This is a genomic window from Paenibacillus sp. oral taxon 786 str. D14, assembly GCF_000159955.1.
Taxonomy (GTDB): Bacteria; Bacillota; Bacilli; order Paenibacillales; family Paenibacillaceae; genus Fontibacillus; species Fontibacillus phoenicis.
In genome coordinates, this window is sequence record NZ_GG695975.1 from 79,450 (window position 1) to 91,721 (window position 12,272).

A 12,272-nucleotide genomic window follows, 5' to 3' on the forward strand; every position below is an offset into this window, starting at 1 on the left:
TGGAGGATTCATCATGTTTGATGTACAAGTATGGACTGAATTTCTGAAAGAAAATTGGCTGGTGATCGTCGTAGCGCTGGTCATTCTCTTCCTTGTGCTGAATTTTGTAAGAACGGTCGTCAAATGGGCGCTGGTGCTGATCATCGCCGCATTTATCGTGATTTACAGCGGCATCACGCTTAAGGATATCGGGGATGCGGTAGCAACGGTGAAGGAACAAGCCCTCGACATCAGTAAAACTGAAGCGTTGAACATGATGAAAAATGAAGCGAAGGAAGCCCAAATGACGCAAAATCCGGACGGTTCGTTTACCATTACGACCCCGAATCTGGAGGTTACCGGACAAGCGGGCAGCGATAAAGTGAAAGTATCGTTCCGCGGGGTTTCGTTGGGCGAATGGTCGATGAACGACACGCTTGAGGCATTTATCCAGGAAGCGAAACGGAATTCTCAATAACCCTAAGAAAAATACAACTTACACCTAGATTGACGGAGGAGCTTATGAAGCTGGACATGACGATATTGCTGCAAACGCTAAGCGAATATAACTGGATCACGGTGCTGCTGCTTGCCGTGCTTCTCGGCTCGGTGCTGCAGGGATTGGTGCGCGGAGCCTCCCGCTCGGCAGGCCGTCTGTTCACGCTATTAAGCGGCGGCGTCTTATCGCTGGTTGGCATTGCGATTGCCATCCCATTAACGATGTGGTTATCTCCGAAGGTTCAGACTTGGTTGACGGAGCTGCCGCTGCCGGATCGGGAGCTGGCTCAGTGGGAGCAGGTTCTGTACATGCTGGTCATGGCGGTACGGGATTTTCCGCTGATGCGATTTGCCGTCGTTTTCCTTCTGCTCTATTGGATCATACGTACCTTGGCGGGTTTTGCGATGCTGTTCGTTCGCGGGGGGAGCGGTCTGTTCGGCTGGCTGTTTTCCGGCGGGGACCGTCCGGCTTCGCTGCTGAGCCGTTTGGCCGGCGCCGGGATTGGCGCGGTGATTGGTGCGGCGCGATGTATGATGCTGATCGCCATGTTGTTTATTGTTGTGACGTTGTATCCGAACAGCGGGTTCAGCCGTTACGTGGAAGCCTCGCCGGTCTACCAGCAAGGGGCGAGAACGGTCATTGAGCCGCTTACCGGCAATTTGATCAAGGAGAAGCTACCGGTATTCACGCGCAGCGTAGAAGCAGAGCTTGGCAGCATCCTTCAACAGAAATACGAAGTCATTGATGCTAACATTCCCGAATCCATTGAGCTGGCTGCAGCAGAGATCACCAAAGGGGCCGATACGGATGAAGAGAAGGCCCGGCGGTTGTACGACTGGGTTGGAACCCGGGTGTCATACGATTACGATAAAGTGAAAGACTATGAGGAAAAAGGCATCTGGCATGAGCAAACACCGCAAATGACGTTTGATACGAAACGCGGGGTGTGCATCGATTATGCCCGGCTCTATGCCGTCATGGCTAGAACCGTTGGGCTTCAGGTGAAGGTCGTGACCGGACTTGGATACGACGGGCAAGGCGGGTACGGTCCTCATGCCTGGAACGAGGTTTATTTGTCAGAGAAAAACGCCTGGATTCCGCTGGATTCGACTTGGGCCAAAAGCGGCGACTGGTTTAATCCGCCGGCGTTCAGCGAAACCCACGTCCCCAATAAGCTGATTTGAGCCTTGGCTGCGGAAAAAACCGGGCAACATGGGATCTGGGTCGTGCGATTCGGCACGCAAAACATGCGGAAAAAATGCTGGAAAGGGGGCGTAACTTCACCGCCCCTTATTTCGTTATGGTACTATAGAGTAGTTGACTTCAAGAAATGAGGATTTAAGGGAAAGAAAGTAGGGAAACGCCTTGAAAAGCACTTATGCGAAGGATCCGCAAGAACAAGAAATCGCAATGCAACGCCATTTTAACATTCGGCTAAACATGTTTTTCTTTAGTGCTTTTGCCATATTTACCGTCATCATCGTACGTTTGGCCATATTACAGTTTGTAGAAGGCCCGACGTTATCCAAACAGGAGAGCAACCTGCGCGTCAAGGACGTGCCGCTGGCTCCAACCCGTGGAACGATCTATGCAGCGGGGGGCGAGAAGTTGGCCTATTCCACGCCGGTTCAATCGCTGTATATCACGCTGCAGAAAGACTACAGCAATTCCACGGATAAAGGAAAAGCCAATCGTCCGGAAGCTTTGGCTTTGGCCAAGAAGCTGAAGGAGGTTTTCGATAGATTAGGTTCGCCGGAGACCCAAATGACGGAAGAGGAAATCATCAAGGCAATGGACCTTGATTACCGGCAATATAACGGGTTTACGCCGCGCCGAATCAAAATCGATTTGACACCTGAAGAAGTCGCTTATTTCTTGGAACGGAAAAGTGAATTTCCGGGGATCGACATCGTCGAGGAGAGCATCCGCCATTACGATCCCGATACGGTAGCCGTGCAAACGATCGGTTATATCAGGAAGTTTAAAGGGGCATCCACATCGCTGGAGAAGTACAAGCAGATCCGGGAAGCGAAGAACGATGATCCGGCGATGCAATACACGGAAAACGAGGACGTCGGATACGACGGCCTGGAGCTGTACTATCAGGACGAGCTGCGCGGGAAGAACGGCTACAAGAGCGTGCCGATCGATCCGCGGAACATGGCCACCGGGATCCCGGAAATCACACCGCCGGAAAAAGGCCATGATCTCCATACGACGATCAACAAAAACATTCAGATGGTCGCTGAGCAGGCGATCCTTGACCAGATCGAGTGGGTTCATACCCACCCGGTATCCGGCAAGGTTCATCCCAACGCCAAAACTGGCTACGCGGTTGCGATGGAAGTGGAGACCGGCAACGTAGTGGCCATGGCCAGCATGCCGGACTACGATACCAACGTGTGGCAATCCGGCGGGGTGTCTCCTGAGAATTGGAGCAAAATCTCTTCCAACTATCAGAACGGGACGATCACGCCGATTAGTTCGGGTCGGTCAGGGCATAACATGGAATCCGTTATTTTGTTGGGTTCAACCATTAAGCCGTTATCAGTGTTAATCGGACTCAACGAAGGTTTGTTTACGACAAGTACCTATTATAACGATACAGGAATTGCATATTTTGGGAAAAACAATTCCGCAAGCGTCCGCAACTCCCAACGCCATGCCTACGGCTCCATCGATCCGGCTGGCGCGATCCGTCACTCATCGAACACCTTTATGGTCGATATGGTCGGTGAGAAGCTCTACAACAAATACGGATCTAAAGGGATTGAAATCTGGGACAACTATATGAAGCAGTTTGGTCTAGGTGTTTCGACCGGTGTGGATCTGCCAAATGAATATTTGGGCAAGCTGGAGTATACAAATGAATCGGAGACAGCATTATCAAGGCTTGTCTATGCTTCCTTTGGACAACAAGGGAAATACACCGCGATGCAGCTCGCCCAATATACAACGACTTTGGCTACACGAGGGAAACGCATGGAACCGCATCTCGTCAGCAAAATTACCGATACGGACGGCAATATCGTCAAGGAGTTCAAGCCGGTAGTTCTAAATGAGGTTAAGTTTAACAATGCTTATTGGAACGAGGTTATCGGAGGAATGGAGACCGATGTCTCCTTTGCTTTCTCGGGTTTCCCTTACGATTTTGCCAGAAAAACCGGGACCTCGGAGCAATGGGCTAACGGTGCCAATCGCGACAACGGCGTGTTTATCGCTTTCGCCCCTCGGGAGAATCCGAAGCTGGCGGTAGCGGTCGTCATTCCGGAAGGCGGCTTTGGTGCCTACAGCGCCGCGCCGGTTGCCCGCAAAATTTTTGATGCGTATGATCAGGAATATGGCTTGGACGGGGTTCCGAAGAAGACCAAAAACCAAAATCAGCAACAGACAGACAATAACGCTTCACAGCAAAACGGGAATCAAACCGAGCAAACGAATCCTTAATTGAATCCAATGACAGCAACGACCTTTTCGCAGAGATGTTGAAAAGGTCGTTTTTTGATGGGAAGGAAGATTCATCACTTCGAGGGAGGCGGAAATGAAGATGAACAAATACGTCATCGAGGATCCTCAGGAACAGCAAGCCTCCATAAGGCGGCATTTCCATATTCGGCTTAATCTGTTTTTCTTCAGTGCCTTCGCGATGTTCACCCTTATCATTATCCGACTTGCCATCTTGCAGTTTGTCGAAGGACCATCGATCTCCATGGAAGAGGTGAAAATGAGGTTCCGGGATGTCCCAATGCCGCCGGTCCGGGGTTCGATTCTGGCCGCAGGGGGAGAGAAGTTGGCCTATTCCACGCCGATCCAAACCTTATATTTGACTTTGCAGAAAAGTAACTACGATCCGACGACCGAAGCGGGTAGAGCGAATTTGGCGGAAGCTGCGGCGCTGGCTAAAGAGCTGAAGAAGGTGTTTGACACGTATGGCGATCCGAACGCACAGATGTCGGAAGAAGAGATTCTGGATGCGATGGATTTGAAATTCCGCCGCAGCGGCGGGTTTGCTCCACGCCGAATCAAGAGCAATCTGACTGAACAAGAAACCGCGTATTTCCTTGCTCAAAAAAGCAGGTTTCTCGGTATAGACATCATTGAGGAGTCGGTGCGGCATTATGATCCTGATTTGGTAGCGGTGCAGACGGTAGGTTACCTGAAGAAGTTCCAATCCACCTACGATTTGGATTGGTATAAGCCGATTCGGGAACGAAGGGATGCAGACCCGGCGCTGCAATACACGGAAGAGGAGTTTGCCGGCTTCGACGGGTTGGAGTTGTATTATCAGCAAGAGCTGCGTGGTAAGAACGGTTATAAACGCGTTCCAATTGATCCGCGAAACATGGCGAATGGCGTAGCCGAAATCGTCCCACCGGTAAAAGGCTATGACCTGCATACAACAATAAATAAAAACGTACAGCAAGCAGCGGAACAGGCAATCCTCGATCAAATCGAGTGGGTCCATCACAATCCCGTATCCGGAAGTGTGCATCCTCATGCCAAAACGGGTTATGCCGTGGCGATGGAAGTAGATACCGGAAACGTCATCGTTATGGCCAGCATGCCGGACTATGATACGAATGTATGGCAATCCGGCGGGGTATCTGAAGAGGTGTGGAGCCAAATTTCGTCAAACTATCGAAACGGTACGATCACACCGTTTTCCTCCGGGCGCTCTGGCCATAATTTCGACTCGACGGTGTACCTGGGATCAACGATCAAACCGCTGTCAGTGTTAATCGGCCTAAACGAAGGTTTGTTTACGACAAAAACGAAATATAGCGACCGCGGGATCGCCTATTTCGGCCGCAACGACTCAGCGAGTGTGCGAAATTCCTCCGGGCATGTCTACGGCTCCATCTATCCGAAAGATGCCATTCGCGTATCGTCCAATGCATTTATGGTCGATATGGTCGGGGAGAAGCTGTACAACAAATATGCAGCCAAAGGGATTCAGGTTTGGGACGATTACATGAAGCAATTTGGGTTAGGCGTCCCCACAGGAATCGATTTGCCTGATGATTTCCGAGGGATCTTGGATTATAAAGACGAATCGCAGACGGCATTGTCCCGCTTGGCTTATGCCTCCTTCGGGCAGCAGGGCAAATATACGACGATGCAACTGGCGCAATATGCCGCAACGCTGGCCAATCGGGGAAAACGCATGCAACCTAGACTTGTGCAGAAGATCACCGATGCCGAAGGCCAAGTGGTGGTTCAATTTGAACCGAAGGTGCTTAACGAAGTGAAAATGAAGGACGCCTATTGGGATGAAGTTATTGAAGGGATGCGAACAGCTGTGAACGCCTTTGATGGGTTTCCTTACGATTTTGCCCGCAAGACGGGAACTTCGCAGCAGGATTACAGAGGAGAACTGTTGGATAACGGCGTGTTTATTGCGTTCGCCCCAAGGGAGAAGCCGAAGCTGGCGGTGGCGGTTGTAATTCCCGAAGGAGGCTTTGGGGCTTACAGCGCGGCACCGGTTGCTCGGAAAATTTTTGATGCATATGATCGGGAATACGGTTTGGGCGGTAACCCTAAGAAGTAAATATAGGATTAAACGAAGCCTTGCTCGCGATGAGCAGGCTTTTTTTGTTTTATGGGAAATTCCTCTTGCTTTTTGGGAATCTTTTGCTTAGAATTTGCCCTAAGGAAACATTTTTATATAAATAAAACAAAAAGAGATTAAGTAAACAAGTGTTCTCTTGTACAAAATTAGGTAAAGTTCGAGGAGAGGAGAAGCGTAATGGACGAAATGAGGATTAAGAAAAGCCCGTTTGAAAGGGCTAAAATGACGCTGGGCGTGTTGGCGTTAATCGTATTGGCGGCTTGTTCCAAAGTAGAGGGTCAGGCGGATCATGTTCGCGCATCGGCTAATGATTCGCCAGTCAAGGTGGTGGCTACGATCGGAATGATCACAGATGTCGTTCAGGAGGTTGGCGGCGAGCAGGTCGAGGTCACCGGTCTGATGGGCCCAGGAGTGGACCCGCATTTATACAAGGCATCGCAGGGGGATATCGAGAAGCTGGATAAGGCGGAGGTTGTTTTTTACGGCGGTTTGCATCTGGAAGGGAAAATGACGGAGATTTTTGAGAAATTGGAGCAGAAGAAGCGGACCGTGGCGGTGTCGAAGGACATTGATCCGAGCGAATTGCGCTCCGGTGCGGATGCCGGGGGCACGCAGTACGATCCGCATATCTGGTTTAACGTCCGGCATTGGATAACAGCGACCCAAACGATTCGCGACACGCTGTCGGCCTATGATCCAGACCATGCGGACGTCTACCGGAAGAACGCCGAGGCGTATATCGCCGAATTGGAGAAGCTGGATGCGGAAGTGAAGGAGCGGATCGCTGAAATTCCCGAGCAGGACCGGGTGCTGGTTACGGCCCATGATGCGTTTGGTTACTTCGGAGATGCCTACGGCATCCAAGTGATGGGCCTGCAGGGGATCAGTACGGCGGCGGAATACGGATCAAAGGATGTCGCCAAGCTCCGGGACTTCCTGGTTGAGAACAAGATCAAAGCTGTATTCGTTGAATCGAGCATTCCGACCAAATCGATGGAAGCGGTGATTGCCGGAGCTGCAGAGCTGGGGCATACGGTGAAAATTGGCGGTGAGCTGTATTCCGACTCGCTGGGTGAACCAGGCTCAGAAGCGGACACCTACATCGAGATGGTCCGTCATAATGTCAACACGATCGTTGAGGCATTGAAATAACTCAAGGAAGGGTGATCCGATATGAATGTTTATCCGCTTGAAGTCAACCGATTAACCGTCGCTTATCAGAAAAAGCCGGTGTTAAGATCGGTCTCTTTTCACATCCCGGAGGGGCAGTTGATTGGGATTCTGGGTCCCAACGGAGCGGGGAAATCCACGCTGCTCAAAGCCGTACTGGGGTTGCTTCCGACCCTGGACGGTGAAGTTCGCATCTATGGCAAATCCTATCGGGAGCAGCGCAAATTGATCGGCTATGTGCCGCAGCGCGAATCGGTGGATTGGGATTTCCCAACCCATGCGCTGGATGTCGTGATGATGGGCCGTTACGGCCAGCTTGGCTGGTTTCGCCGCCCCGGAGCGAAGGAACGGCAAATCGCGCTGGAGTGTCTGGCGAAGGTAGGGATGGCGGAGTATGCCGGGCGTCAGATCAGCCAGTTATCCGGCGGTCAGCAGCAACGGGTGTTTCTGGCCCGGGCTTTGGCACAAAACGCGCAGGTGTATTTTATGGATGAACCGTTTGCCGGTGTCGATGCCACCACGGAAAAAGCGATCATTGCCCTGCTGCACGAATTAAAGGAGCAAGGGAAAACGGTGCTGGTGGTGCATCACGATTTATCCACGGTGAAGGAATATTTTGATCACGTGCTGCTGCTGAACGGTGAATTGATTGATGCCGGACCTACCGGGGAGACGTTTACACCGGAAAATTTGCACAAGACCTACGGTGGGAAGATTGCCATGCTGGCCGATTTCGGCGCGGTGCCTGCGGGGACGGTGTGATGCGATGCTAACGACATTATGGCAATGGATAACGGATCCGAACCTGCAATGGATCTTAATGGGATCTTTGTTGCTCGGCTTGGGCAGCGGCGTTATCGGCTCTTTCACTTATCTTCGCAAGCAAAGCTTGCTTGGGGATGCGTTAGCGCATGCCGCGCTGCCGGGGATTTGCATCGCCTTTATGCTAAGCGGTGTCAAATCGGTGGGCCTGTTTATGCTTGGGGCCATCCTCGCCGGGATGGCGGCGACATTTGGCATCTCTGCCATTACCCGCTACACGCGGATCAAGCAGGACGCGGCGCTTGGAATCGTATTGTCGGTGTTCTTTGGCATCGGCATCGTGCTGCTGACCCAGATCCAGCACAGCGGCAACGGGAACCAAAGCGGGCTCGACAAATACATGTTTGGCCAGGCGGCTTCGATGATGCTGGCTGACGTTTACTTGATGGGTGCGGTGTCCGTGCTGCTGATTGCGATATGCGCACTGCTCTTTAAGGAGTTGAAGCTGGTGAGCTTTGATCCCGGCTTTGCGAGGGGCATGGGGCTTAACGTGGCCTTCCTTGAGCAGTTGCTGTTGCTGATGACCGTGGTGGCGGTTGTCGTGGGCATTCAAGCCGTGGGTGTCGTGCTGGTAGCCGCCTTATTAATCACCCCGGCGGTTGCTGCGCGGTACTGGACCGACGCGCTGGGTGTGATGGTCGTGCTGGCCGGCGCTTTCGGAGCGCTGTCAGGGGTCACCGGTACGCTGATCAGCTCCACTTTGTCGAACCTGCCGACTGGGCCGGTGACAGTGTTAGCGGCGACCGCCTTGTTTTTCGTCTCCGCCGTGCTTGCGCCAAATCGGGGGCTGCTGGCCAAGTGGATACGCCGCTGGCGCAGCCGCAGCGAAATACAGCAACCGATGGAGCTGGCGATGATCCGGCAGGCTGGAAACACGGTGAATGCAGCCGAGAGGGGAGCGGAATAACATGGCCGATTTTTGGATTATTTTGACCGGCACGCTGGTCGCGGCGACGTGTGGAATTTTGGGTTGCTTTTTGGTATTGCGAAAAATGGCCATGGTCGGGGATGCCATCAGCCACTCCGTGCTGCCTGGCATCGCCATCGCGTTTCTGATCAGCAGCTCGCGGGACTCCTTACTGATGCTGATTGGGGCCGCCGTGCTGGGGCTGATCACCGTGTTCCTGATCCAGGCGCTGCAGCAAAGCGGCCTGCAATCCGATGCCTCAATCGGCATCGTGTTTACGGCGCTGTTCGCCGTTGGTGTGATCCTGATCAGCCGGAACGCTTCGCATATTGACCTGGACCTGGATTGCGTGTTGTTCGGCGAAATCGCCTATGTCCAATGGGACACCTGGATTTGGAACGGCTACGATATGGGGCCGGTTGCCGTCTGGATGCTGGGCGGGACGCTGCTTATCGTGCTCGCGGCCATCCTGCTCTTCTACAAGCAGTTTAAGCTATGTGCCTTTGATCCCGCGTTAGCGGCTGCAGTCGGCATCCCGGTTGCGTTGTTCCACTATCTGCTGATGGGGCTCGTATCGCTGTCGACGGTGGCTTCTTTTGAGAGCGTAGGGGCGATCCTGGTCGTCGGCATGTTGATTATCCCGGCCTCGGCAGCTTATCTGCTGACCGATCGGTTGAGTGTAATGCTCGGTTATAGCGTGCTGATCGGGGCGATAAGCGCAGCCGGCGGTTACTATGCGGCCAAATGGCTGGACGCTTCCATCGCCGGCTCAATGGTAACGGTAGCCGGGATGTTGTTCCTGCTGGCGTTGCTCTTTTCGCCGAAGCATGGTTTGATCGCCCGGTTCGGGAAGAAGCACCGGAAACGCGATGGGCTGCATTCTGCGGCGGTTTAAGGCAGCGGAACCGTATTCGATGAACGTAGAAGACGATGGTTAACATGAATCCGACACACTTTTGTCAAGTTTTTGCCACCAAGCGACGGCCTTCTCCGTATTACTTATTAAAGTTAGCCGGTCAATCGGTCCGGCTAGACCACATATTAAGGGGAGAGGGATTCATATGGAGACAGGTACGCAGCAGCAAACCAAGAGGAATATGTCCGTGGGGAAATGGATTTCTACGGCCATCATCGTCATCGTCGTCCTGATCGTCGGATCCAACAGTTATGCGCAGGTCGAATACGGTCATGTCGGCTTGTACAAAACGTTCGGGAAGTTAAACGATAATATTTTGGCTCCGGGCATGCATTTCAAAATACCGTTTGTTCAAACCGTCATTCAGGTGAATACGCAGGTTACCAAAACGGAAACGGACACGACCGCATCATCCAAGGACCTGCAGCCGGTTTCGACGCATGTTGCCGTCAACTATTCGGTGAACAAGGATTCGGCCTACAATCTGATGAACAATATCGGCGGCAATTACGATACGGTCATCATTAACCCGGCTGTGCAGGAAATCGTCAAAGAGGTGACGGCACGGTACCAAGCCGAGGATTTGATCGCCAAGCGTGACGTTGTCGCCGGGGAGATCAGCGAGCATTTAACCTCCCGTTTGGCCAAATACGATTTAATCGTTAACGAAATTAATATCGTCAACTTTAAGTTCTCCGACGCGTTTAACCAATCGATCGAAGCGAAGCAGGTAGCTCAGCAACAGGCGCTGAAAGCGAGCAACGATCTGAAGCGGATTCAGATCGAAGCGCAGCAGAAGATCGCTCAGGCGGAAGCCGAGGCTGAGGCGCTGAAGCTGAAGAAGCAGGAGGTTACACCGGAGCTGGTGCAGCTGAAACAGATCGAAGTGCAGGAGAAGGCGCTGGAAAAATGGGACGGCAAGCTCCCGCAAGTCACGGGCGGCGCCACACCTTTCATCGATATCGAGTCGTTGACCAGCCAACGCTAATCTGAGAGTTTTGAGTGGAGCGAAGCCGCCTGATGGGCGGCTTTTATCATGGCTTATGAACTACTTGGCCTTATGTTCACTAAGCTTTGTCGGAGTACGGGATTATGATAAAATGGCGATATGCTGTTTAGAGAGTCAAGAACTTCTTTGGGGATGGGGGGAGCTGTCTGTTGTTGAAATATAAACTGTTGGCGCTCGATATGGATGGAACTTTGCTGAACGACGAACTACAAATTTCGCCGGAGACGGAACGATGGATTCGGAAGGCGGCGGCGGCCGGGGTCCACGTCTGCTTGTCGACAGGACGCGGCTATCGGGAGGCGGTTCCGTATGGCGATCAGCTTGACCTTGGAACGCCGATGATTACGGTAAATGGAAGCGAAGTGTGGAAGTCGCCGCATGAGTTGTACCGTCGGGTGCTGCTTGATCGATCACTCGTTTCACGAATGTACGACATTTCCCGGGAAAAGAATGTCTGGTTCTGGGCCTACGCCGTGGAAGGCAATTATAACGAAGGAAACTGGCAACCGGAATTATTGGAACGGAATCATTGGATGAAGTTTGGTTATTTTACCGAGGATGATGAGGTGAGGGGAGAGATTTTACGGCAGCTGCAAGAGATGGGCGGACTTGAAATCACGAATTCATCCCCGCACAATTTGGAGATCAATCCGAAAGGGATCAGCAAGGCCAGCGGCATTCAGACGGTTTGCGGACTGCTTGGACTGGAGATGTCCGAAGTCGTCGCGATCGGAGACAGCTTAAATGACTTGGCTGCGATTGAAGCCGCGGGTCTGGGGGTTGCGATGGGGAACGCCCAGGAGGCCGTGAAGGAGAAGGCCGATGTCGTGACCACGTCGAATAATGAAGATGGCATTGCCTGGATTATTCGGGATTATATTTTGACAGGGGTGTGAGAAAATGGCGCTGTCCGTGATTGGCTGGATTTTGGTGATTGCCCTGTTTGCCGTGGGGATGGCCGGAGCGGTGTATCCCGTATTGCCTGGGGTGCTCGCCATATATTTTGCCTTTTTTGTGTACGGATGGTTTTTCTCGTTTGAGTCGTTTGGCCCCTTCTTCTGGATTCTACAAACGTTGATCGTGGTCGCGCTGATGGTGGCGGATTATGCGGTCGGGGCTTGGGGCGTCAAAAAATTCGGCGGCAGCAAGCTGTCCGTCTGGCTTAGCACGATCGGCATCATCATCGGTCCGTTTGTTATTCCGGCTTTTGGTCTGGTACTAGGGCCGTTGCTGGGTGCAATGATCGGGGAATTGATTAAGGGCGAGTCGCTCACCAAATCGTTTAAAGTGGGCATTGGTTCCGTCGTTGGCTTGTTTAGCAGCATGGTGGTCAAGGTGATTTTACAGCTGGTGATGATCATCGTGTTTATCATTTGGATCGTTGCATTTTAGTTTTCATTC

Annotated in this window: 11 protein-coding genes; all 11 read left to right on the forward strand. The window is 52.4% G+C overall.

Going from position 1 to position 12,272, the window contains the following annotated elements; genetic code table 11:
* The first annotated feature begins 13 nt into the window (after positions 1 to 13).
* The 11 genes from POTG_RS10255 (at position 14) to POTG_RS10305 (ending at position 12,263) form a co-directional block, all read left to right on the forward strand.
* Entirely contained in the window at positions 14 to 457 is a 444-nt protein-coding gene (locus POTG_RS10255) for a hypothetical protein (RefSeq protein WP_009224751.1), read from the forward strand.
* Positions 458 to 501: 44 nt separating this feature from the next.
* Entirely contained in the window at positions 502 to 1,662 is a 1,161-nt protein-coding gene (locus POTG_RS10260; protein WP_009224752.1) for a transglutaminase domain-containing protein, read from the forward strand.
* Positions 1,663 to 1,888: 226 nt separating this feature from the next.
* Entirely contained in the window at positions 1,889 to 3,925 is a 2,037-nt protein-coding gene (locus POTG_RS10265; RefSeq protein ID WP_050769742.1) for a peptidoglycan D,D-transpeptidase FtsI family protein, read from the forward strand.
* Positions 3,926 to 4,025: 100 nt separating this feature from the next.
* Positions 4,026 to 6,026: a penicillin-binding transpeptidase domain-containing protein gene (locus POTG_RS10270; RefSeq protein WP_036645008.1), complete on the forward strand. Its 2,001-nt coding sequence runs from the start codon at positions 4,026 to 4,028 to the stop codon at positions 6,024 to 6,026.
* Positions 6,027 to 6,224: 198 nt separating this feature from the next.
* On the forward strand, positions 6,225 to 7,199 hold the full coding sequence (locus tag POTG_RS10275; protein WP_009224755.1) for a metal ABC transporter solute-binding protein, Zn/Mn family: 975 nt from the start codon (positions 6,225 to 6,227) through the stop codon (positions 7,197 to 7,199).
* Positions 7,200 to 7,220: 21 nt separating this feature from the next.
* Positions 7,221 to 7,979 (forward strand): metal ABC transporter ATP-binding protein, encoded by a 759-nt coding sequence (locus tag POTG_RS10280; protein WP_009224756.1) that lies wholly within the window; start codon positions 7,221 to 7,223, stop codon positions 7,977 to 7,979.
* 4 nt (positions 7,980 to 7,983) lie between these two features.
* A complete protein-coding gene (locus POTG_RS10285; protein ID WP_036644970.1) occupies positions 7,984 to 8,946 on the forward strand; it encodes a metal ABC transporter permease in 963 nt (320 codons plus the stop codon).
* 1 nt (position 8,947) lies between these two features.
* On the forward strand, positions 8,948 to 9,841 hold the full coding sequence (locus POTG_RS10290; RefSeq protein WP_009224758.1) for a metal ABC transporter permease: 894 nt from the start codon (positions 8,948 to 8,950) through the stop codon (positions 9,839 to 9,841).
* A 166-nt stretch (positions 9,842 to 10,007) separates the two neighbouring features.
* The gene (locus POTG_RS10295; RefSeq protein ID WP_009224759.1) at positions 10,008 to 10,850 is read left to right on the forward strand and encodes a prohibitin family protein; all 843 of its coding nucleotides are present in this window, start codon (positions 10,008 to 10,010) and stop codon (positions 10,848 to 10,850) included.
* 173 nt (positions 10,851 to 11,023) lie between these two features.
* The gene (locus tag POTG_RS10300; protein ID WP_036645010.1) at positions 11,024 to 11,767 is read left to right on the forward strand and encodes a Cof-type HAD-IIB family hydrolase; all 744 of its coding nucleotides are present in this window, start codon (positions 11,024 to 11,026) and stop codon (positions 11,765 to 11,767) included.
* A 10-nt stretch (positions 11,768 to 11,777) separates the two neighbouring features.
* Positions 11,778 to 12,263, forward strand: a complete 486-nt coding sequence (locus POTG_RS10305) for a DUF456 domain-containing protein (protein ID WP_036645012.1) — start codon at positions 11,778 to 11,780, stop codon at positions 12,261 to 12,263.
* The last annotated feature ends 9 nt before the right edge of the window (positions 12,264 to 12,272 follow it).

What these genes read in the sequence shown, in the direction of transcription:
- POTG_RS10265 (WP_050769742.1), top strand. Translation starts at nt 1,889, where the DNA reads ATGCAACGCCATTTTAACATTCGGCTAAACATGTTTTTCTTTAGTGCT.
- POTG_RS10290 (WP_009224758.1), top strand. Translation starts at nt 8,948, where the DNA reads ATGGCCGATTTTTGGATTATTTTGACCGGCACGCTGGTCGCGGCGACG.
- POTG_RS10280 (WP_009224756.1), top strand. Translation starts at nt 7,221, where the DNA reads ATGAATGTTTATCCGCTTGAAGTCAACCGATTAACCGTCGCTTATCAG.
- POTG_RS10260 (WP_009224752.1), top strand. Translation starts at nt 502, where the DNA reads ATGAAGCTGGACATGACGATATTGCTGCAAACGCTAAGCGAATATAAC.
- POTG_RS10295 (WP_009224759.1), top strand. Translation starts at nt 10,008, where the DNA reads ATGGAGACAGGTACGCAGCAGCAAACCAAGAGGAATATGTCCGTGGGG.
- POTG_RS10275 (WP_009224755.1), top strand. Translation starts at nt 6,225, where the DNA reads ATGGACGAAATGAGGATTAAGAAAAGCCCGTTTGAAAGGGCTAAAATG.
- POTG_RS10270 (WP_036645008.1), top strand. Translation starts at nt 4,026, where the DNA reads ATGAACAAATACGTCATCGAGGATCCTCAGGAACAGCAAGCCTCCATA.
- POTG_RS10255 (WP_009224751.1), top strand. Translation starts at nt 14, where the DNA reads ATGTTTGATGTACAAGTATGGACTGAATTTCTGAAAGAAAATTGGCTG.
- POTG_RS10285 (WP_036644970.1), top strand. Translation starts at nt 7,984, where the DNA reads ATGCTAACGACATTATGGCAATGGATAACGGATCCGAACCTGCAATGG.